General features: G+C 73.3%; 14 protein-coding genes. 6 read left to right on the forward strand and 8 right to left on the reverse strand.

The genetic code is table 11. The features are described 5' to 3' along the window. Positions 1-148: 148 nt before the first annotated feature. Positions 149-742, forward strand: a complete 594-nt coding sequence (locus tag HNR10_RS25230) for an RNA polymerase sigma factor (protein ID WP_179827647.1) — start codon at positions 149-151, stop codon at positions 740-742. Further along, on the forward strand, positions 739-1,725 hold the full coding sequence (locus tag HNR10_RS25235; protein WP_179827650.1) for a hypothetical protein: 987 nt from the start codon (positions 739-741) through the stop codon (positions 1,723-1,725). Before HNR10_RS25230 ends, HNR10_RS25235 begins: the two co-directional genes overlap by 4 nt. A gap of 19 nt (positions 1,726-1,744) precedes the next feature. Here the strand turns inward: HNR10_RS25235 and HNR10_RS25240 are convergent, their stop codons facing one another. The 6 genes from HNR10_RS25240 to HNR10_RS25265 all read right to left on the reverse strand — a co-directional run bounded on the left by HNR10_RS25240 (position 1,745) and on the right by HNR10_RS25265 (position 12,120). Next, positions 1,745-4,180 (reverse strand): glycoside hydrolase family 65 protein, encoded by a 2,436-nt coding sequence (locus HNR10_RS25240; protein WP_179827652.1) that lies wholly within the window; start codon positions 4,178-4,180, stop codon positions 1,745-1,747. Then, complete coding sequence (locus HNR10_RS25245) at positions 4,177-4,953, reverse strand: HAD family hydrolase (protein WP_179827654.1); 777 nt, start codon at positions 4,951-4,953, stop codon at positions 4,177-4,179. Before HNR10_RS25245 ends, HNR10_RS25240 begins: the two co-directional genes overlap by 4 nt. Before the next feature lie 108 nt (positions 4,954-5,061). Continuing rightward, positions 5,062-5,649, reverse strand: coding sequence for a dihydrofolate reductase family protein (locus HNR10_RS25250; protein WP_179827656.1), 588 nt, complete (start codon positions 5,647-5,649; stop codon positions 5,062-5,064). A gap of 131 nt (positions 5,650-5,780) precedes the next feature. After that, the gene (locus tag HNR10_RS25255) at positions 5,781-8,789 is read right to left on the reverse strand and encodes a helix-turn-helix transcriptional regulator (RefSeq protein ID WP_376769772.1); all 3,009 of its coding nucleotides are present in this window, start codon (positions 8,787-8,789) and stop codon (positions 5,781-5,783) included. 45 nt (positions 8,790-8,834) lie between these two features. Continuing rightward, positions 8,835-11,873 (reverse strand): helix-turn-helix transcriptional regulator, encoded by a 3,039-nt coding sequence (locus HNR10_RS25260; protein ID WP_312889414.1) that lies wholly within the window; start codon positions 11,871-11,873, stop codon positions 8,835-8,837. Positions 11,874-11,916: 43 nt separating this feature from the next. Further along, positions 11,917-12,120 carry a hypothetical protein gene (locus HNR10_RS25265; protein WP_179827660.1) on the reverse strand — a complete coding sequence of 68 codons (204 nt, stop codon included), beginning with the start codon at positions 12,118-12,120 and terminating at the stop codon, positions 11,917-11,919. A 482-nt stretch (positions 12,121-12,602) separates the two neighbouring features. Between HNR10_RS25265 and HNR10_RS25270 the strand changes: the two genes are divergently transcribed. The 3 genes from HNR10_RS25270 (at position 12,603) to HNR10_RS25280 (ending at position 15,826) form a co-directional block, all read left to right on the forward strand. Next, positions 12,603-13,202, forward strand: a complete 600-nt coding sequence (locus HNR10_RS25270; protein WP_179827662.1) for a DUF11 domain-containing protein — start codon at positions 12,603-12,605, stop codon at positions 13,200-13,202. A 67-nt stretch (positions 13,203-13,269) separates the two neighbouring features. After that, positions 13,270-13,608, forward strand: coding sequence for a hypothetical protein (locus tag HNR10_RS25275; protein WP_179827664.1), 339 nt, complete (start codon positions 13,270-13,272; stop codon positions 13,606-13,608). Between the two features lie 379 nt (positions 13,609-13,987). Continuing rightward, the gene (locus HNR10_RS25280) at positions 13,988-15,826 is read left to right on the forward strand and encodes a carbohydrate-binding module family 20 domain-containing protein (protein WP_179827666.1); all 1,839 of its coding nucleotides are present in this window, start codon (positions 13,988-13,990) and stop codon (positions 15,824-15,826) included. Positions 15,827-15,919: 93 nt separating this feature from the next. Here HNR10_RS25280 and HNR10_RS25285 read toward each other — a convergent pair whose 3' ends face one another. Then, positions 15,920-18,970, reverse strand: coding sequence for a bifunctional [glutamine synthetase] adenylyltransferase/[glutamine synthetase]-adenylyl-L-tyrosine phosphorylase (locus tag HNR10_RS25285; protein WP_179827668.1), 3,051 nt, complete (start codon positions 18,968-18,970; stop codon positions 15,920-15,922). Between the two features lie 182 nt (positions 18,971-19,152). Continuing rightward, the gene (gene glnA / locus HNR10_RS25290; protein WP_179827670.1) at positions 19,153-20,577 is read right to left on the reverse strand and encodes a type I glutamate--ammonia ligase; all 1,425 of its coding nucleotides are present in this window, start codon (positions 20,575-20,577) and stop codon (positions 19,153-19,155) included. 343 nt (positions 20,578-20,920) lie between these two features. Between glnA and HNR10_RS25295 the strand changes: the two genes are divergently transcribed. Then, a complete protein-coding gene (locus tag HNR10_RS25295) occupies positions 20,921-21,403 on the forward strand; it encodes an RDD family protein (protein ID WP_179827672.1) in 483 nt (160 codons plus the stop codon). The last annotated feature ends 3 nt before the right edge of the window (positions 21,404-21,406 follow it).

Raw genomic sequence — 21,406 nt, forward strand, 5'->3', positions numbered from 1 at the left:
GGTCCGCCCCCGTCCCGGGCACCTCGACCCGCCCCGGCCGCGGTTCCTCGATCCGACCCGTGAAACCGCGAACGGACCCGTAACGCCGGGCCGGGTCCGGACATGTGCGTGGTGAAGGACGCACCACCACCGAGGGAAAGGGTGCCCGTTGCCCCGACGACTCCCGGCACCGACCAGGGAGCAGGCGGTCGCGCGGTTCGAGGAGCTCTACGACGCCTCCTACCGCGACGTGCTCGCCTACCTCCTGCGGCGCGTACAGCAACCGGATCAGGCCGCCGACCTGGTCGCGGACGTCTTCACCGCGGTATGGCGCCGCATCGACGACGTCCCGCCCGGCGACCAGGCCCGGCCGTGGGTGTTCGGCGTGGCCCGCCACGTGCTCGCCAACCACCGGCGCGGCGCCCGCCGCGTCAACGCGCTGTCCGCCCGGCTCCGTTCCGAGCTGCGCGAGACGACCGTGACCCATCCGGGCGACGGCGGACTCGGCGAGATCGGCGCGGTGTTCCGCTCCCTTTCCGACCAGGACCAGGAGATCCTCGCCCTGGCGGGCTGGGAGGAGTTCGACGCCGGACAGATCGCCGTGGTCCTGGGCTGTGCCCGGGGCACGGCACGGGTCCGGCTGCACCGGGCCAGGAACCGGTTCGCGCGCGCCCTGCGCCGGGCCGGCCTGGAGATCGACGGCCACCTGTCTCCCTCGACGGTGACGCGGCGACCCACCACGGCGAAAGGAGCGACGTCATGACCGATGACCGGATCGACGAGGTGGTGGGCAGGCTCCGTCCCCAGGTGGAGGCGTCCTCGCGGCTCGACCCGGCGGCCCCGGCCGCCCGCGAGCTGCGCTCGATGATCACCACCCAGTCGCAGGAGAGGATTCCCATGCCCCTCGAACCCCGGACCCGCCGGCTGCTCATCGCAGCCCCCGTCACCGCCGCCGTCGCCGTGGGCGCGGTCGCGGCCACCGTGCTGTTCACCCCGTCCGGCCCCGACGGCGACGGATCGCCGCTGGCCCCGGCCCCGGCACAGGCCGCCGTCCTGGACATGAGCGTGGCCGACGGCGTGGTCGTCGCCGAGGTCGTGGACCCCACGGCCGAGGCCGAGCGCTACGCCGCCGAGTTCGCCGAGCACGGACTCGACGTCGACCTGCGCTTCGTCCCGGCCTCGCCCACCCTCGTCGGCAACCTCGTCTACCTGGACTCCCACGCCTCCGGCGGGGAGGAGGACGTTCCGGCGGACTCCAGCCAGGCGGCCGGGGAGCCGCAGGTCGAGATCGTGGAGTCGCCGCGCCAGTGCGCACCCGGCGGGGGCTGCCCGGTCGGGGTGCGCATCCCCGAGGGCTACTCCGCCCCGGTCGAGATCGTGTTCGGGCGGGAGGCGCAGCCCGGCGAGCAGTACGACGCCAGCAACACCGCGACCGCCGAGGGCGAGGCCCTGGAGGGCCTGGAGGCCGACGGCATGACCATGGGCGAGCTGCGCGCCGCCCTGGCCGAGCGCGGACAGGAGGTCGCCGAGTACCGCCAGAACGTGCCGGTCGAGGGAACCGGTGAGGAGAGCGCCCCCGTGGCGGAGCCGACCTCGCCGGACGCCCCGCCGGAGCAGGACACCGGCTCCGGCGCGGGTGAGACCCTCGAACCCGCCGAGGACGAGGTGGACGACGACTGGCTCGTGGAGGACGTGGCCCTGTGGGCCCCCGGTGAGGTCCTGGTCTTCGTCGCCGAGCCCGTCTAGGACGGCCGCCGAACACCCCTCAGTAGGCCAGCTCGCAGGCCGACCCGGGCGCCACCACCGTCTCGTGGCCGCCCACCGCCACCAGGATCGGGGGTGCCGAGGACCTCGGCACCTCCACCCGCACGCGGTCCGGTGTCACCACCACGCGCACGTCCCAGTTCCCGTGGTAGCGGAAGGTGAAGGACAGGCTGTGCAGCTCGGCGGGCAGCCGGGGCGCGAGCCGCAGCGCCCCGGCCTCGGCCTCCAGCCCGCTGAAGCAGCGGGTGAGGATGTCCACGGTCCCCGACATCGCCCCCAGGTGGATGCCCTCGGCCGTGGTCCCCGTGTGCAGGTCGTCGATGTCGGCGCGCAGCGCCCGCCGGAAGAACCGCCAGGCCGACGACAGGTCGGTGCGGGCGAGCACCCAGGTGTGCACCACCTCGCTGAGGGTCGACCCGTGCGAGGTCCGCTCCTGGTAGTACTCGGCGGTGGCGGCGAGGATGCCCGGTTCGCACGGGTAGCCCAGGCGGCACAGCAGGTCGACGACCTCCCGCTCCGACAGAAGGAAGAACAGCATCAGCACGTCCGCCTGCTTGGAGGCCTTGTACCGGTTGCAGGTGTCGCCCTCGGCCTCCAGGATGCGGTCCAGGCGCCGGATGTCGCCGTAGGCGGCCCGGTAGCGGTCCCAGTCCAGCTCCTCCAGGGCCCCGTAGCCGTCGAACTGGCTGATCACCCCGTCGTGGAAGGGCACCCGCATCTTCCGGCTGACGTCGGCGAACAGGTCGATCTCGTGCGGGGCCATCCCCGTCGTCTCCTCCAGCTCCCTGCGCCGCGACTCCGGCAGCAGGTCCAGGGTCTCCATCGCCCGCATCAGCACCCACACCGTCATCACGTTGGTGTAGGCGTTGTCGTCCAGCCCCGGTTCGGCGCGGTCGACGTAGCCGTCGTGGTACTCGTCGGGCCCCATGACACCGCGGATCACGTACCGGTCCAGCGCCTTGTCGTACTCGGCGAGCCCGGCGAGGAAGCGCGCGATCTCCACGAGCACTTCGGCGCCCTGGCCGAACAGGAACTCCCGGTCGCCCGTGTACTGGTAGTACTGCCAGACGTTGTGGGCGATGGCGACCCCCACGTGCCGCTGGCGGTGCGAGCGGTCCTCCAGCCAGTGGCCCGACCGCGGGTTCAGGTGGAGGCGCTGGGTCTGCTCGCGGCCGTCGCTGCCGCTCTGCCAGGGGAACATGGCCCCCGGCAGTCCCGCCTCCGCCGCGGCCGCCCGCGCCGCGGGCAGCCGCCGCCACCGGTAGCGCAGCAGGGCCCGCGCGGTCTCGGGGAAGTTCATGTTGAGGAAGGGGAAGACGAACAGCTCGTCCCAGAACACGTGGCCGCGGTAGGCCTCGCCGTGCAGCCCGCGCGCGGGCGCGCCGGCGTCCAGGTCGGCGGTGTGCGGCGACAGCGTCTGCACCAGGTGGAACAGGTGGAGGTCGAGCACGCGCTGGCTGTCCCCGTCGCTGATGTCGATGGCGCAGGTCTCCCACACCCGGCGCCAGGCGGCCTCGTGCCGGGCCAGCAGGGTGTCGAAGCCCGCGGCGCGGTCGGCGTCGCGCAGCGCGGCGGCCAGGGGCTCCTCGATCGCGTGGTCGCGCGAGGTGCGCACCGACACCACCTTGGCGAAGGTCACCGCGTCCCCCTCGGTGACCGTGAGGGACAGGTCGTGGGCGATCCAACCGCCGTCGCCGGCCCGCGCGAACCCGCCCTCGGCGGGCCGGTCGCAGGTGCTGCGCGCGGCCAGAGCCAGGCGGATCCCCGAGGTCGCCGTCCGCGCGCGCAGCCAGGCGACGTCCTCGCCGTCCGATCCCGTGCCCGCCGGCCGCAGGTGGTCGCCGCGCAGGTCCCGGTAGCGCCGCACCCCCCGGTTGGCCACCCGTCCGTCCAGGGCCGAGCGCACGGTGAGCACCCCGCTCCAGTCCACCGGCACGAAGGTGGTCTCCAGTGCGGCCAGGGAGGGGTCGGACATCGACACGAACCGGCGCTGGACCAGGCGCGTCCGGCGTCCCAGCCCGTCGCGCACCTCCAGTTGGCGCGTGAGCACGCCCCGGCGCAGGTCGAGTTCCCACCGCTGCCACCGCGGGCCGAGCACGGGCGGGTGGGCCGCGCCCTCCTCCCCGGCGTCCTCGACGGGCATGTTCGCGGCTCCTGAGCCGAACCACGCCCCCTGGTCGATCCGGAAGGTGAGCGGCAGCCAGTTGGGGATGTTCACCAGGTCCTCGTTGTCGACCTCGTGGGCCTCCACCACCGAGGCCAGGCGGTCGTAGCAGCCCGCGACATACGTGCCGGGGTAGTGCGTGCCGTCGTCGGCGGACTCCGGTGCGGCCCCGCGCGTGGCGAAGCGGCCGTTGCCCAGGGTGCACAGCGCCTCGCGGTGCCCCTCGTCGACCTCGGTCCCGCGGCTGTCCCAGTCCAGTACCCATCGGCTCATCGCGTCCTCCACGGGGGCCACCCCAGCTCGCCCAGGTCCGGGACGACGACGTCGGCGCCGCGCTCGGCGAGGGCGGCGGCCCGTCCGTTCCGGTCGACTCCCACGACCAGGGCGAAGCCGCCCCGGCGCCCCGCCTCGACACCGGCGAGGGAGTCCTCGACCACCGCCGTGCGCCCGGGGGGCGTGCCCAGGCGCCGGGCGGCCTCCAGGAAGAGGTCGGGCGCGGGCTTGCCCGCCAGGTCCAGGCGGGCGGCGTCCATGCCGTCCACCCGCACGTCGAAGAGGGCGTCCACACCCGCCGCGGCCAGGACGCGGGCGCAGTTGCGGCTCGCCGAGACGGCCGCGACACCGATGCCGTCCTTGCGCAGCCGGCGGACCAGGGCCACGGTGGAGGGGAAGGCGACGACACCGTCGCGGTCCAGCGCCGCGCGGAACGCGGCGTCCTTGGCGTCGGCCAGTGCGGCGACGGAGTCCTGTCCGGGGCGGGAGACCTGCTCGGGCAGGGCGATACCGCGCGAGGCGAGGAAGGCGCGGACACCGTCGGCGCGTGGCCGTCCGTCCACGTGGAGCAGGTAGTCGGCGCCGGTGTCGAAGGGGCGGAACTCCTCGCCGCGCTCGCGGGCGCGACGGCGCAGGAAGTCGTCGAAGACGCGCTTCCACGCGGACGCGTGCACGCGAGCGGTGTCGGTGATGACCCCGTCGGTGTCCAGGACCACCGCGTCGGGGGAGGCCTCGTTCAGCGCCGTCCCGCGCGGCTCCGTGGGAGCCGCCATCGCGCCCTCCTCGTCGGCTGCGCCGTATGACAGGCGTTCCCGCTGGTGGGCGCGGTTAACGGGGGTGGGAGCGGTGACTCGCGGCGCCGCGGTCGGCGCGCGTCGCGCCTACCCCGTCCGCGGCGCGGTGCGGCGGAAGAGCGTGTAGTCGGCTCCGCTGTCGAGGACGGTGCTCCGCACGCGCTCGAAGGCGGCCGGGGCGAAGGCGCCGTCGAAGAACGGCTTCCCGGCCCCGGCGATCACCGGGTAGCGCTTGATCATGAGTTCGTCGATCTCCGGCAGCAGGGCGCCGGCGGCGGTCGGGCCGCCGACCAGGCACAGGTCCAGGCCGCCCTCCTCGCGCTTGAGCGAGCGGACCAGGGCGAGCGGGTCGGTGTCGACGACCGTCACGTCCGGGTCGGTGTCCTTCGGCAGGGTCCGTGAGAGGACGTACTGGCGCATGTGGGCGTAGGGGCTGGTGATGCCCTCGTCCAGGGCGACCTGGTAGGACCCGCGGCCCTGGAGCATCGTGTCGAACCTCCGGTTGGGGCCGTCGAGGCCGATGTGCGAGCGGATGTGGGTCGGGATCAGCTCGGGGTACTCGCGGGCGTGGTAGGCCGCGGACTCCTCCGAGTGGGGGAGGAAGTCGAAGGAGCCGTCGGGCGCGCAGACGAAGCCGTCCAGCGACACCGCGACGAAGTAGGTGAGCGTGCGCATGGTCCTCCTTGAGCGGCCCGTGGACCACGATGGTTGAAGTGCTTCGCTCAAAGTACTAGAAGCGTAGTGGTTTGTCGAGCGCACGGAACCCCGGGACCCGGGCTGGGCCCGCATCCCGGGGTTCCGCTCCCTCAGGCCAGGCCGAGTTCGCGGGCGCGCGCTCCGGCGGCGGCCCGGTTGGCCACCTGCAGCTTCGCGAGAATGTTGGACACGTGCACGCTGGCGGTCTTGGGGCTGATGAACAGCTCCGCCGCGATCTGGGCGTTGGTGCGCCCCGACGCCAGCAGCCGGGTGACCTCCAGCTCGCGCGCGGTCAGACCGGCCGGGGACGGCGGCGGCGCCGAGCCACCACCCAGCCCGGTGCCCAGACGGCGTGCCAGATCGGCCGCCGCGCCCGCCAGGGGCGCCGCGCCGCACGCGGTGGCCGCCTCGAACACCTGGCGCGTCCACTCCGCGGCGCGCTCCCGCTCGCCGGACGCGACCGCGGCCTCCGCGGCCCGCAGGCGCGCCTCCGCCAGGTGCAGCCGCAGGGGCGTGTCCTCCCACGCCAGTACCGCCGCCGACCAGTGCTCCAGCAGGGCCGGGCGGTCGGCGCCCTCCGACTCGGCCGTGCGGGCCGTGACGGCGGCGCGGTGCGCCCGCTGGACGGGGCCGTGGACCGGCATCAGGTCCGCGACCTTCACCGTGAGGGCGCGCACCCGCGCCGCGTGCTCGACCGTCGCCGGAGCCCGACCGGGTGCCGCCCCGCGCCGGACGGCCTCCGACACCAGGTCGGCCATCGGCCAGGAGTACCCCGGGGCGGCCTCCAGTTCCAGCTCCTCCAGTAGCCCCTGCGCCAGCTCCAGTGCGGTGTCCAGTCGGTCCTCGGCCAGCCGCGTGTCCAGGATGCCGAGGGCGGCCAGCTGCACGATGTTCATCCGGTGCGCCCGCAGGGTCTCCTGCTCCAGCATGGGCCGGACCCACGCCTGGGCGGTCGCGATGTCGCCCTGGGCCACGGCGACGCGCATCAGCACGCTCGCGATGTAGACGCGCTGCTTGTCCGAGGGCCGGGTGCGCAGCACGCCTTCCACGATCTCGCGGGCGGTGGCCAGGTCGCCCAGCTCGAAGTGGATCTCCGCGCGGTTCTGGTGGTTGAAGTGGCTGTGCACGGACGCCCACCCCAGGGCGCGGTGCCGCTCCAGGGCGTCCTCCAGGACCACCAGGCCCTCCTCGTGCCGGCCCAGCTCGCGCAGGAAGTGCGCCATGTTGCCGACCCCGCGCGCCTCCAGGTTGGGGTCGTTGGTCCGGCGCGAGCGCGCGATCCCCTCCAGGAACAGGGGGCGCCCGGTCTCCAGGTCGCCCTCGGCCAGGCTGATCCCGCCCAGGGTGATCCGGGCGTCGGCGGCGGCGCACACGTCGCCCCCGCGCCCGGAGGCGGAGATCTCCACGGCCGACTCCGCCAGCCGCCGCGCGGTCAGCCCCCGCTCGGCCAGCTCACGCAGCTGGAGCTGGTCGGGCGAGGGCTCGCGGTCCACGCGGTGGAGCAGGCTCTCCTTGGCCAGGATCGACAGCAGCAGGCCGTACTCGGGCATGTGCGGAGGATGCAGCTCCAGGGCGCGCACCAGGTCCTCGACACCGCCGCCGCTGAGCAGCTGGGCGCGGGCCTGGCCCCGTCGGCGCAGCAGTTCGGCGCGCACCGTGAGGGTGTGGTCGTCGTCGGCGTCCCCGGTCAGCGTGGCCAGCGCCTCCTCGGCCAGCTCCCGGGCCCGCTTGGGCCGGCGCGCCTCCAGCGCCGCCGCCGCGGCGGAACTGACCACCTGCGCCCACGTGCGCCCCTCGACCCGCTCCCCGGCGTCGGGCACCCGGTCCCACATGTCCAGCACCCGCTCCAGCATGTCCAGCTCCTCGCTGAAGGCCAGGGTGTCGCCGGCCCGCCGCGCCGCCCACCACGCGGCCTGGAGCGCTCTCGGCAGGTCCTGCGCCGCCAGGAAGTGGTGCGCCTGTTCGGCGGCGCGGCGGTCGGCGGGAACGGCGTCGGGGTACTCGTCGATGAGCTGGGCGAAGCGCAGGTGCAGCCGCGAGTGCGGACCCGGCAGGATCTCCTCGTGCACGGCGTCGCGCAGCAGGGCGTGCCGGAACCGGTAGTCGGTGCGGCCCGCCCGCAGTACGTTGGCGTCCACCAGCGTGTGCAGGGCGCGCTCTAGGTCGTGTTCGGGCAGCCCCGCCGCGTGGTAGAGGATCTCGTGCTCGATGCTCTCGGAGACCGCGCCCACCGACGCCACCCGCAGGACCGCCAGCGCGGTGTCGTCGAACCGGTGCAGCGGCTCCAGCAGCAGATCGCGGAACTGCTCCGGCACGTCGGGGTTCTCACCCGTGGCGCAGGCGTCGTCCGAGGCCAGCGACTCCACGAACAGCGGGATGCCGTCGGTGCGGCGGTAGAGCGTGTCCAGCTTCTCCGGCGGGAGCTCCGAGCCCCGGATGGCCGCGGCCTGGCGGCCGACCTCCTCCCGCGTCAGCGGCTCCAGGCGCAGTCCCAGCACGTTGGGCGCGCGCTCCAGCTCGGGCAGCAGTCGTCGCAGGGGGTGGGTGCGGTGCAGGTCGTCGCTGCGGTAGGTGCCGATGATCAGGATCCCGGGCAGGTCCAGGTTGCGCACCAGGAACACCAGGAGGTCACGGGTGGCGCCGTCGGCCCAGTGCAGGTCCTCCAGGACCACGGTCAGGGGCGTGTCCAGGGCGGCCTGGGTGAACAGGCGCAACACCTGCTCGAAGAGGATGCCCCGGTTCTCCCGGCGGTCCCCGGGCGCCTCGCCCAGCTCGGGCAGCAGCCGGGCGAACTCGCCGACCCCGCCCGGGGCCGCGGCCTCGAACGCCTCCGGTCCGCGCTCGCGCAGGACCTGGCGCAGGACCGCGGTGAAGGGGGCGTAGGAGAGCCCGTCCACCCCCAGTTGGAGGCAGCCGCCCGTGTACACCGCCCCGGTGTCCAGCGCGGCGGTGAACTCTCCCACCAGGCGGCTCTTGCCGACTCCGGCGTCACCGCCGACGAGGACCATGCCGGAGGATTCCCTGTGCGAACGCTCGGCGTGCTCGCCCAGGATCCGCAGTGGGCGCTCGCGTCCGACGAACACGGGACAGGCCTGTACAAGTTGGGGCATAGGGGCCATTATGCCGTTGACCACGTGGACCGCCTCAGGTTTTTCGCACGCCGGTCAGGCCAGCCCGAGTTCGCGGGCGCGCGCTCCGGCGGCGGCCCGGTTGGCCACCCGCAGCTTGGCCAGGATGTTGGACACGTGCACGCTGGCGGTCTTGGGGCTGATGAACAGCTCCGCCGCGATCTGGGCGTTGGTCCCGCCCCCGGACAACAGGCGCAGGACCTCCAGTTCACGTGCGGTCAGACCGGCCGGGACGGCGGGCGCCGCGCAAGCGCCGCCCCCGTCCTCCAGCGGCACCGACGTGCGCCTGGCCAGGTCCTCGGCGGCGCGCCGAAGCGGCACGGCGCCGTGTTCGGCCGCCGCCGCGTGCACCTGCCCGACCCACTCACGCACCGCCGACCGGTCGCCCACGGCCGCGGCCGCCTCCGCGGCCCGCAGCCGCGCTCCGGCCAGCGACAGCACCAGAGGAGTGCGCTCCCAGCCCGCGACGGCCTCCGCCCAGGCCGCGTACACCTCCGCCGGGGCCGCGACGCCCTCGGCGAGGTGTACGCGGACCGTCGTGCGCTGGACCGACTGCACCGGCCCGTACACCGGCATGCTCGCGAGGCAGTCCATGATCCGGCCGCGCAGGGAGTCCTCGCCGTCCGCGACACCGCCGTCCGCGACGCCGTCGGGGCCGGAGGACGACCTCCGCAGCCGCTCGCAGCGCGCGGCCACCTCCAAGAGGGCCCACCCGTACCCGGGGGAGTCGGCCAGCTCCAGCCGGCGCAGCGCTGTCAGCGCGTACTCGTGCGCCCCCGCCACGTCGCCCTCGGCCAGCAACAGGTCCAGCCAGGCGGTCGCCGCCTGCTGGGCCTGGTCCAGGCGCTCCACGCTGAGCGCGTGCATCCGGTCGAGCCGGGTGATACCGGAGCGGGCGCCGGCCATGTCGCCGTGGGCCGCCCCCGACCGCGCGGCCGCCAGGTCACCCTGGGCCAGCGCCGCCCGGGTCCACGGCACCAGCAGGAACACGCGGTGTACGGGGGAGGGGCTGCGGTCCAGCGCGCCGTCCACGATCGCGCGGGCGGTGTCCAGGTGGCCCAGTTCGAAGTGCGCCTCGGCGCTGTTCTGCAGGTGGAAACTGCTGTGCACGCTCGCCGGGCCCCGGCGGCGGTGGTCGGCCAGGGCGCCGTCCAGCAGTTCCAGAGACTCCTGGTGCCGTCCCAGCTCACGCAGGTAGTGCGAGATGTTGCCCACGCCCCGGGCCTCCATCAGGGGATCGCCGATCTCCCGGGAGAGCTCGATCGAGCGCTCCACGATCGCCCGCCCCCGCGCCATCTCGCCGCGGGACATGAGCACCGATCCGCGGGTGACCAGCGCCGCGGCCGCCGCCATGCGGTCCCCGGTCTCCTCGGCGACGCGGTGCGCCCGCTCGGCCAGGTCCACGGCCGACGCGCCCAGGCGGGTCTGCCCGCGGGGCCGGAACATGGTCTCCCTGGCCAGGATCGACAGCATCAGCCCGAACCCGGGCATGTGCGGCGGGTGCAGCCGCAGGGCCTCGGCCAGGTCGTCCACGGCGCCCTCGTCCACGCACGTCGAGCGCGCCTGCCCACGGCAGCGCAGCAGCGTCGCGCGGACCGCGAGGGCGTGGTCGTCCTCGGTTCCCGGTTCTCCCGGCAGCCCGGCCAGGCCCTCGTCGCACATCTCCCACGCGCGGCGCGGACGGCCCGTGTCCAGGGCCGCGACGGCGCCCGCCGCCAGGACCTCCGACCGGGTCCGGCCACCGGTGCGCTCACCGGCGTCGGGGACCCGCTCCCACAGGCCCAGGACGCGTTCCAGCATGGCCAGCTCCTCGCTGCGGGCCAGGACCTCTCCGGCCCGCACCGCCGCCCACCAGGCCGCCTGGAGGGCCTGGGGCAGGTCGTGCGCGGCCTGGAAGTGGTGCGCCTGCTCGGCGGCGCGGCGGTCGGCCGGGACGGCGTCGGGGTACTCGTCGATGAGCTGGGCGAAGCGCAGGTGCAGGCGGGCGTGCGGTCCGGGCAGCAGCCCGTCGTGGACCGCCTCGCGCAGCAGCGCGTGGCGGAAGCGGTAGCCCGTTCCGCTCACCCGGAGCAGGTTGGCGTCGACCAGGGCGTGCAGCGCGCGGTCCAGGTCGGGCTCGGGCAGCTCGGCGGCGCGGGCGAGGGTGGCGTGCTCGATGACGTCGGACACCGCGCCGACGGAGGCCACGCGCAGCACGGCCACGGCGTTCTCGTCCAGCCGGTGCAGGGAGCCGAGCAGCAGCTCGCGGAAGTGGTCGGGCACGTCGGTGTCGGAGTCCGTGCCGCCGGTGCCGGCGGCCAGGGCCTCGACGAACAGGGGGATGCCGTCGCTGCGCTGGTAGAGGTCGTCCAGCCGGGCGGCGGGCAGCGGGTGGCCGGTGATCGCGCGGACCTGTTCGGCGACCTGGTCGCGGGTGAGCGGCGCCAGCGTCAACCGGGTCATCTCGGGCAGGCGCTCCAGCTCGGGCAGCAGGCGGCGCAGCGGGTGGGTGCGGTGCAGGTCATCGGCGCGGTAGGTGGCGATGATCTGCACGCCGGGCAGGTCCAGGTTGCGCGCCAGGTACACGAGGAGGTCGCGGGTGGCGCCGTCGGCCCAGTGCAGGTCCTCCAGCACCACGGTGACGCCGTCGTCGCCCGCGGCGGCCTGGAACAGCCGCAGGACCTGCTCGAAGAGCAGTCCGCGCGCCTCCTGGCCGCCCTGGGGGAGCGCGCCGAGCTCGGGCAGCAGCCGGGCGAACTCACCGGTGCCGCCGGGCGCGGCGGCCTCGAACGCCTCTCGTCCGCGCTCGCGCAGGACTTGGCGCAGGACCGCGGTGAAGGGGGCGTAGGCCAGACCGTCCACGCCCAGCTCCAGACACCCGCCGGCGAACACGGTGCCGACGGGCCTGGTCGCGGTGAACTCCGCGACCAGGCGGGTCTTGCCGACACCGGCGTCGCCGCCGATGATCATCGTTCCGGACGCCTCCGTGCGGGCCCGGAGGGCGTGCTCGCCCAGCCGCCGCAGCTGTTCCGTCCGGCCGACGAACAACGGGCTGGTATCGGCGAGGAAGGACATGTCGTCCATGATGCCGAGCACGGCGGCACTCCCCTCCGGTCGCGTGCGGGCCACGGCGGCCGGGTCAGGCCGCGCGACCGAAGCGTGCCCGGGCGTCGGGTCCGGGTGCGTCCTTGCTGCCCTGGCGCCGCTCCTCCTTCCTCGCGGCGCGACGCGCGGCGCGCTCCTCGGTGCGGGCCCGCTTGATCGCGCGGACGTGCTCCGCCTCGCGTACGCGCTCGCGGCTGACGTACTGGGCGGTCGAGCTGAACAGGTCCGGGTGGTACATGGTGGGCCTTTCCCCTGGGCGGAGACCCTGTGTCCCCGCCGCCTGAGTACAACGATCGGTCTAAGACCCCGGCCCGCGCATGGGGAGGATGCCCAGTCCTGGGCGCGTCCGGCGCCCGGATCGGCCCGATGCGCCTAAGACCCCCGCCGGAGGGTCCTAGGGCGTGTGTGACGGATACTCGTCCTGCTGTGCGTCGCCCCAGTGGCACTCTCACTGCGTTCTCGTCAGTCGACAGGGGAACCAGCCGGGCCCCCGCTGTGCGACAACGGCGAAGCCGCACAGTAGGGGCAGTCCTTCTTCGGCCTTGTGAGAGCACCACTGGCTGCGCCGCTCGCGACGGACGGCATCCGTCACACACGCCCTAGGCGCCTCAGGAAGGCGTCCGGCGGACGGGCACGCGCCGAAGGTGTGTCACCCGGGGCACATGAGTGGCCACTCGTAGTTGTCTAGGGCTGACAGTGTGGACGTACAGGAGGTGCGTGATGTCGCGAGTGCTCGGGGGGACCCGGTGCCGTGCGGTACCGGTGTGGATCGGCGCGGTCGCGGTCGGGGCGGTGGTCCTGGCCGCGCCCGGGGTCGCGGCCGACGAGCAGGCGGCGCCGGTGGGCGTGTCCGTGTCGGCGGAGGACGGCGAGGGCGGCACGGCTCCGGGGGAGGAGGTGGTCCTGCGCACCACCGTGACCAACGGGGGCGGCGCACCGGTGGAGGGGGCACTGCTGGCCCAGCACGTGCCGGAGGGGATGGAGGTCGTGGAGGTGGACCAGGGCGGCATGGTGGAGGAGGGCATCGCCAACTGGGGGATCGGGGTCCCCGCCGGGGGCGAGTCCGTCCACACGGTGCGCGTGCGCGTCACCGAGGACGCGGCCGTGGACGAGCGCCTGATGAGCACGGCCTGCCTGCTGTTGGACCGCGACGCCGAACCGGCGGCGTGCGCGAGCGGCACCGTGCGGGTCACCGAGCGGTCCGCGGCGCTCGGCTGGCCGGTGGACCGCGCGACCCTGGTCCGGTCGGTCGGCGCGGGCCTGGTGCTCGTGCTGCTCTGGCTGCTGTGGCGGCGCAGGAGCGCGTTCCGGACCCGGTGACCGGGTTGTGACGTCAGTGCGTCATATCCGGAGTCGGGAAAACTACGACGCGTAGTAGTGTGTCGCCATGGACATCATCTACTCCGCGCTCGTCTTCCTGCACATGATCGGTCTCGCCGGCATCATCGCGGGATTCCTCATGCAGGTCATCACCGGTCACGCCAAGTCGACCAAGGTCCTGCTGCACAGCTCCCTGCTCCAGTTGGTCACAGGCCTGGCCCTCGTCGGGGTCGCCGAGATGTCCGGCGACGCCGAGCTCGACCACGTCAAGGTGGGCGTCAAGCTCGTCGTCGCCCTGGCCGTGGTGGTCGTGGGCGTCATGAACCTGCGCAAGCCGTCCAGCCGCCTGGCCACGATCGCGGGGGTGCTCGCCATCCTCAACATCGGTGTCGCCGTGTTCTGGTGATCCCTCCCCACCGAGCCGGTGGCGGCGCGGCCCCCCGCAGGGTCGCGCCGCCACCGGCTTTTCTCTGCCTTCTTGCCGTCATCTTGCGCGCCTCTTTCGCGCGCGGACGCGGTACATCGGGCCTGGTCACGGGGTCGGCGTGCATGCGGAGGGCTGCCTCGTGCCTGGGTGGCGGTCGTCATCGCCGCAGGCCACCGTGGTGTGATCGCCGTGTGTACGCGGCATGACACGCAACGCTCTGCCGGTGATCTCCTGTTCACAAGTCTGGACTCTTCTGTTAAGTTCGCCACATTCACGCAAACTCTTGCAGAGACTGCAAGAGAGCGGCGGTGCGGCAGCGCGGCCCCACCGCGCCACTCCCTCCCCCCAAGGAGCGAACATGAACAGACGCAGACTCGGCTCCCTCACCGGGGTCGCGGTGCTGGCCACCGGACTGCTCACGGCCCCGGCACCGGCGTCGAGCGCCCCCGCCCCCACCGCCGCGGTCCCCGCCCCCGCGGCCGCGGAAGCCGCCGCCGCCGAGCAGAACGGCGGCACGATCGTCCACCTCTTCCAGTGGAACTGGGACTCGGTGGCCGCCGAGTGCGAGGACTTCCTCGGCCCGAACGGGTTCGGCGGCGTGCAGGTCTCCCCGCCCCAGGAGCACGTCGTCATCCCCTCCGCCGAGGGCGGCAACTACCCCTGGTGGCAGGACTACCAGCCGGTCTCCTACCAGATCGACAACACCCGGCGCGGCACGGCCGAGGAGTTCGAGGCCATGGTCACCACGTGCCGCGAGAACGGCGTCCGGATCTACGCCGACGTCATCATCAACCACATGACCGGCAACGGCTCGGGCACCGGCAGCCACGGCACCGAGTGGGAGAAGTACGCCTACCCGGATTTGTTCGGTGACGGCAGCGCCGCCTACGGCCGCGACGACTTCGGCCCCTGCTTCGAGACGATCGACGACTGGAACGACAAGTGGGAGGTCCAGAACTGTGAGCTCCTGGAGCTGTCGAACCTGAACACCGCCACCCCGCACGTGCGTGAGCAGCTCCGGCGCTACCTCAACGGGCTCGTGGACATGGGTGTGGGCGGATTCCGTGTGGACGCCTCCAAGCACGTCCCCGAGGCCGACGTCGAGGCGATCTTCGGCGGACTGAACGAGGTCCCCGGCTTCGGCGGGCGGCCCGACGTCTACCACGAGGTCTACGGCGACCAGACGGTGCCCTACACCGCCTACACCCCGTACGGCAAGGTCACCAACTTCGACTACAAGAACGACTTCGCGGGCAAGTTCGCCGGCGGCGACCTCGCCGGACTGGTCGACATGCCCGACTACGGCGGCCTGACCGCCGACGAGGCCGTGGTGTTCGTCGACAACCACGACACGCAGCGCTACACGCCGACCCTCACCTACAAGGACGGCGACCGCTACCACCTCGCCACCGCCTTCATGCTCGCCCACCCCTACGGCACCCCCGTGGTGATGTCGAGCTACGACTTCGGCGACAACCAGACCGAGGGCCCGCCCAGCGTCGGCGAGGTCGACGGCAACCCGGCAGGCTGGATCACCGAGGACACCGACTGCTCCAGTGCCGACTGGGTCTGCGAGCACCGCGACGGCACGGTCGCGGGGATGGCCGCCTTCCGCAACTCCACCGACGGCACCGGCATCACCCAGCGCGCCGCGGACGGCTCCTCCCGCGTCGCCTTCGACCGCGGTGACCGCGGTTTCGCGGCCTTCAACGCCGGCGGCGGCACCTGGAACGTGACCGCCACCACGGCCATGCCGGACGGCGTGTACGAGAACGCGGCGGGCAGCGGGTCGGCCACCGTCTCCGGCGACCAGGTCACCGTGGACGTCCCGGCCGAGGGCGCCGTCGCCATCCACGTCGACGGCGTCTGCGCCGACCCCGCCGAGTGCGGCGGCGACGGTGATGGGGACGGTGGTGGCGACGGCGACGACACCGTCGAGATCTCCGCCACCGCCCACACCGACTGGGGCCAGGAGGTGTACGTCGTCGGCGGCACCGACGCCCTCGGCTCGTGGAACCCCACCGGCGGCGTGAAGCTGTCCACCGACGAGAGCACCTACCCGCAGTGGACCGGACAGGTCACCATCGGTGCCGACGACGAGTGGAAGCTCGTCAAGGTCGACGGCTCCGGCAACGCCCAGTGGGAGTCCGGCGGCAACCGCGTCGGCCCCGACTCCGCGCCCGTCTGGAGGGACTGAACCACCGGGGCCGCCGCACTCCACGGCCCCCTCCCACGGCACCCCCGCGCCACACTCCTCCGGCGCGGGGGTGCCCCTGCGCGGGGTCCGGTCTCAGCCGTCGTAGAACACGCGCTCCATCACCGCGCGTGCCCGCCGCGTCGTGCGCAGGTAGGCCTCGGTCAACTGCTCCGACGCCCCCTCCCACACGTCGTCCTCGCCCTCGCCGCTGCTGCAGCCCATCGCCTCGGCCAGCGCCGACCGCACCCGCAGGTCCGTGGGCAGAGAGTCCCCGGGCCGGCCGCGCACCAGCATGACCATCCCGCGCACCCGCGAGGCCAGCCGCCAGGCCTGCTCCAGCACCACACCGTCGTCGGCGGCCAGCATCCCGTGCGCCACCGCCACCTCCAGGGCCTCCAGCGTGCCCGTCGTGCGCAGGTCGGGGTGCTCGTGGGCATGGCGCAGCTGCACCAGCTGCGCCACCCACTCCACGTCCGACAGGCCGCCCCGGCCCAACTTCGTGTGCAGCGTCGGATCCGCCCCGCGCGGCAGCCGCTCGGACTCCATCCGCGCCTTGAGCTTGCGGATCTCCAGCACCGAGGCCGAATCGATCCCGCCCAACGGGTAGCGGATCGGGTCGATGAGTTCGGTGAAGGCCCGCCGCAGCTGCGGGTCGCCCGCGATCGGGCGCGCGCGCAGCAGGGCCTGGCTCTCCCACACCTGCGACCAGCGGCCGTAGTAGGCGGCGTAGGAGTCCAGGGTGCGCACCACCGGACCGCTGCGCCCCTCCGGGCGCAGGTCGGTGTCCACCTTCAGCGGCGGTTCGGCGGCCGGCATCTCCAGCAGCCGCGCCAGCTCGCGCACCACCTCCAGCGCCTGCTTGGTCGCCGCGCCCGTCTCCACGCCCGGCAGGGGGTCGTGCACGTACATCACGTCCGCGTCGCTGGCGTAGGTCAGCTCGCCGCCGCCGAAACGGCCCATGGCGACCACGCACACCCGGGTCAGCGGCTCGTCGCCCGAGGCCGCCACCACCCGGTTGAAGGCCAGGCGCAGCGCCGCCTCGATGGTCACTGCCGCGATGTCGGTGAGGGCCGCCCCCACCTCCTGGACCGAGGACACCTCCAGCAGGTCCGCGACGGCCGTGCGCAGCAGTTCGCGGCGGCGCAGCGCCCGGACCGCCGCCACCGACTCCTCGGCCGTGTCGTAGCGGCGCAGCGCCGCCTCGGCCTCCGCGGCGAGCACTTTGGGGCTGCGGCGCACCAGGTGGGCGTCGTCGGCGAGCATCGCCACCGCCTCCGGCGCGCGCAGCAGCAGCTCTGTGACGTACCGGCTCGTCCCCAGCAGCCACGCCATCCGCTCGGCCACCCGCACGTCGTCACGGAGCAGGCGCAGGTACCACGGCGTCGTGCCCAATGCGTCGCTGACCTGCCGGAAGCCCAGCAGCCCCGCGTCGGGGTCGGGGGCGTCGGAGAACCAGCCCAGCATGACCGGCAGCAGCGTGCGCTGGATGGCCGCCCGCCGCGAGACCCCCGAGGTCAGTGACTCCAGGTGGCGCAGCGCCCCCGCCGGATCGGCGAAGCCCAGCGCCTCCATCCGCACGCGGGCCTGCTCCGGCGTGAGACGCGCCTCCTCGCTCGGCAGCTTGGCCACGGCGTTGAGCAGCGGCCGGTAGAACAGCTTCTCGTGCAGGCGCCGCACCTCCAGCGACACCCGGCGGCGCGCCTCGGTCAGCTCCTTGACCGGGTCCCCCGCGTAGCCCAGCGCGCGCCCGAGCCAGCGCAGGTGCGCCGGACCGTCGGGGCTGGCCGGGTCGGGCATCAGGTGGGTGCGCCGCAGCCGCTCCAGCTGCAGCAGGTGCTCCACCCGCCGCAGGAACCGGTAGGCCTCGGCCAGCCCGACCGCGTCGCCGCGGCCCACGTACCCGTGCTCGGACAGGGCGGCCAGCGCGTCCAGCGTGTTGCCCGAGCGCAGCCGCTCGTCCGTGCGCCCGTGCACCAGCTGGAGCAGCTGGACGGAGAACTCGATGTCGCGCAGCCCGCCCGGGCCCAGTTTCAACTCGCGCTCGGTGTGCTCCACGGGGATGTGCGCCACCACCCGGCGGCGCATCGCCTGCACGTCCTCGACGAAGTTCGGGCGCTCGGTGGCGCCCCACACCATCGGGGAGATGGCCGCCTCGTAGGCGCGGCCCAACTCCAGGTCCCCCGCGATCGGGCGGGCCTTGAGCAGCGCCTGGAACTCCCAGGTCTTGGCCCAGCGCTCGTAGTAGGCCACGTGGCCCGACAGCGGCCGCACCAGCGGCCCGTTCTTGCCCTCCGGCCGCAGCGCCGGGTCCACCTCCCACAGGGTGCCCTCGGCGTCGGTCTCGGAGGGGATCCGCATCATCGCCGTGGCCAGCCGCGTGGCCGAGCGCATCGCCGCCTGGTCGTCCACCGGACGGTCCGCACCGGGTTCCTCCGTGGGCTCGGCCACGAACACCACGTCCACGTCGCTGACGTAGTTGAGTTCCCGGCCCCCGCACTTGCCCATGCCGATGACGGCCAGGCGGCAGCGCTCGGCGTCCTCGGGGAACTCGGCGCGCGCCACCGCCAGGGCCGCGTCCAGGGTGGCGGCCGCCAGGTCGGCGAGCTCGGCGGCGACCTGGTCGACCGTGCACAGCCCCGTCAGGTCGCGGCCGGCCAGGCGCAGGACGCGCCGCCGGTAGGCCACGCGCAGGACGTGCTTGAGGGCGTGCAGGGACCCGTCGTCGGACACCGCCGGATCGGCGTGCGGCGAGCGAGCGTTGGGGTCGGCTCCCACGGTGTGCAAGAGGCCGTGGCGCAGCTCCTCGGGGTCGGGGGTGCGGGCGGCGTCGGCGCCCCTCAGCTCCCGCCAGTCCCCGGGGTGGCGGACGAGGTGGTCGGTCAGCGCGGTGCTGGCGCCCAGCACCCGGCACAGCCGTGCCCGCAGGTCCGGGTCCTCGCGCAGCACGGCGAGCAGCTCGTCGGGGTCGGGGGAGGCCTCCAGGATCCGGATCAGCCCGAGCAGGGCCTGGTCGGGGTCGGGCGCCGCCGCGAGGTCGCTGATGACGTCGGTGTCGGCCCCGGCGTCCAGGCCCGCCCCCGTCATCAGGCGCAGGGCCCGGGTGCTGTCACTGAAGCCGCGCCTGGCGAGTGCGCCTGCCGTCATGGTGTTGATTCCATCCCTTGCCACGCGTCAACGGTAGTCCCGAAACCGGTCGGGGCCGGTATCCGAACGGATACCGGCCCCGTGGGGGAGCGGCGCGCCACGGGCGCGCCGCTCCGGGGAACTGCTGTGTTCCTGGGCCCGCCGGCCCGAACGAGCGAGCGGAGCGGGCCGGCCGACACCTCTTAGATGTCGTAGTAGAGCTCGAACTCGCGCGGGTGCGGACGCAGACGCAGGGAGTCGATCTCCTCCGTGCGCTTGAAGTCGATGTAGGTCTCCAGGAGGTCCTTGGTGAACACGCCGCCCTCGAGCAGGAACTCGTGGTCGGCCTCCAGGGCCTCCAGGGCCTCGTCCAGCGACGCCGGGACGGTCTTGATGGCCTGGGCCTCCGCCGGGGGAAGCTCGTACAGGTCCTTGTCGATCGGCTCCGGCGGCTCGATCTTGTTCTTGATGCCGTCCAGGCCCGCCATCATCATGGCCGAGAAGGCCAGGTACGGGTTGGCCGAGGGGTCCGGCACGCGGAACTCGATGCGCTTGGCCTTCGGGTTCGACCCGGTCAGCGGCAGGCGGATGCAGGCCGAGCGGTTGCGCTGGCTGTAGACCAGGTTGATCGGGGCCTCGTAGCCGGGCACCAGGCGGTGGTAGGAGTTCACCGTCGGGTTGGTGAAGGCCAGCAGCGCGGAGGCGTGCTTGAGCAGGCCGCCGATGTAGTAGCGGGCCGTGTCGGAGAGCTGGCCGTAGCCGGACTCGTCGAAGAACAGCGGCTCGCCGTCCTTCCACAGGCTCTGGTGGCAGTGCATGCCGGAGCCGTTGTCCCCGAAGAGCGGCTTGGGCATGAACGTGGCCGTCTTGCCCGCCGCGTTGGCGACGTTCTTGACGATGTACTTGTACAGCTGAACCTTGTCGGCCTGCTGGAGCAGCGTGCCGAAGCGGATGCCGATCTCGGCCTGGCCGGCGGTGCCGACCTCGTGGTGCTGGAGCTCGACCTCGACGCCGGAGTCGATGAGGGTGCGGACCATGTCGGAGCGCAGGTCGCTGTAGTGGTCGACCGGCTCGACGGGGAAGTAGCCGCCCTTGTAGCGCGGACGGTAGCCGCGGTTGCCGCCCTCGAGCGCGGAACCGGTGTTCCAGGCGCCCTCGATGGAGTCGATCTCGTAGAAGCCGGTGTTCGAGCGGGTCTCGAACTTGACGTCGTCGAAGATGTAGAACTCGGCCTCGGGGCCGAAGAACGCGGTGTCGGCGACGCCGGAGCTGGCGAGGTAGGCCTCGGCCTTGCGCGCGACGTTGCGGGGGTCGCGGCTGTAGGACTCCAGCGTGAGCGGGTCGTGGACGAAGAACGTCATGTTCAGCGTCTTGTGCTTGCGGAACGGGTCCACGACGCCAGTGCTCAGGTCGGGGAGCAGCAGCATGTCGGACTCGTGGATGGCCTGGAAGCCGCGGATCGACGACCCGTCGAACATCTGGCCGTCCTTGAACGTCGACTCGTCGACGTTCTCGATCGGGAGGGTGACGTGGTTCACGCCCCCGAACAGGTCCGTGAACCGGACGTCGAGGAACTTGACGTCCTCGTCTCGGATAAAGTCGAGCACCTCGCTGATGCTGCTGAACAAAACGAACCTCCGTGCAGGTGGCTGAGACGCCGGATCACCGGGTCCGCCCCATCGCGGACATGTCGGAACACGCGACGTCTCCCGGCTTCGTCATCGAAGCTAGGAGCGCGTCATTTCCACGCCATGTCTCTATTGTTTCCTGCATGTTACGGAGCCAGGCGTTTTCGCAGACCAACGCGCCTGACCCGGTGATTCCACCACGGATCGCCCTGAAACAGGGCGTTCCGCTCGCCGCCCGTGACCGCCCCTGTGGCGCAGACCACGCTCGCGCCACAGGCCTTCCACCCTGGTCGGACGCCGCCCCGGAACGGGTCGCCGGCGCCGTGCGGATAGCGTGGACGGCATGACTGACAAGCGCCGGAGCGGCACCGGGGCCGCGGATCCCGACGACGACTTCCGCTACCGGGGCAACCGGCTGGGCCTGCCGGAGTCCGGAAGCGGATCCGTGCCCGGCGTCGGCCGCCGCCTGGTCGGCCTCGCCCTCGACTGGACCCTGGCCCTGCTGATCGCCTGGGGCGCCTACGGCGCGGGGCTCATCGGCGCCGGGATCTCCGTCCCGGAAGCGGCCACGACGTTGATCGGCAACACCGCGCTGGTGGTGTTCGCGGCGATGAACATCCTCCTGCTCACCCTGTTCGGCACCACCGTCGGCCGCCGCATCGTCGGCGTGGGCATCACCGCCACGGGCGAGCGCTCCTGGCCGTGGTTCGTGTCGATGGCCGTGCGCACAGTGCTGTTGTGCCTGGTGATCCCGGCCGTCATCTACGACAGGGACACCCGCGGGCTGCACGACCGGGCCGCCGGGACCGTCGCCACCCGCTTCTGAGCG

Source organism: Nocardiopsis aegyptia (assembly GCF_013410755.1).
Lineage (GTDB): Bacteria > Actinomycetota > Actinomycetes > Streptosporangiales > Streptosporangiaceae > Nocardiopsis > Nocardiopsis aegyptia.

What these genes read in the sequence shown, in the direction of transcription:
- HNR10_RS25235 (WP_179827650.1), top strand. Translation starts at nt 739, where the DNA reads ATGACCGATGACCGGATCGACGAGGTGGTGGGCAGGCTCCGTCCCCAG.
- HNR10_RS25240 (WP_179827652.1), bottom strand. Translation starts at nt 4,180, where the DNA reads ATGAGCCGATGGGTACTGGACTGGGACAGCCGCGGGACCGAGGTCGAC.
- HNR10_RS25245 (WP_179827654.1), bottom strand. Translation starts at nt 4,953, where the DNA reads ATGGCGGCTCCCACGGAGCCGCGCGGGACGGCGCTGAACGAGGCCTCC.
- HNR10_RS25250 (WP_179827656.1), bottom strand. Translation starts at nt 5,649, where the DNA reads ATGCGCACGCTCACCTACTTCGTCGCGGTGTCGCTGGACGGCTTCGTC.
- HNR10_RS25255 (WP_376769772.1), bottom strand. Translation starts at nt 8,789, where the DNA reads ATGGCCCCTATGCCCCAACTTGTACAGGCCTGTCCCGTGTTCGTCGGA.
- HNR10_RS25265 (WP_179827660.1), bottom strand. Translation starts at nt 12,120, where the DNA reads ATGTACCACCCGGACCTGTTCAGCTCGACCGCCCAGTACGTCAGCCGC.
- HNR10_RS25270 (WP_179827662.1), top strand. Translation starts at nt 12,603, where the DNA reads ATGTCGCGAGTGCTCGGGGGGACCCGGTGCCGTGCGGTACCGGTGTGG.
- HNR10_RS25275 (WP_179827664.1), top strand. Translation starts at nt 13,270, where the DNA reads ATGGACATCATCTACTCCGCGCTCGTCTTCCTGCACATGATCGGTCTC.
- HNR10_RS25280 (WP_179827666.1), top strand. Translation starts at nt 13,988, where the DNA reads ATGAACAGACGCAGACTCGGCTCCCTCACCGGGGTCGCGGTGCTGGCC.
- HNR10_RS25285 (WP_179827668.1), bottom strand. Translation starts at nt 18,970, where the DNA reads ATGACGGCAGGCGCACTCGCCAGGCGCGGCTTCAGTGACAGCACCCGG.
- HNR10_RS25295 (WP_179827672.1), top strand. Translation starts at nt 20,921, where the DNA reads ATGACTGACAAGCGCCGGAGCGGCACCGGGGCCGCGGATCCCGACGAC.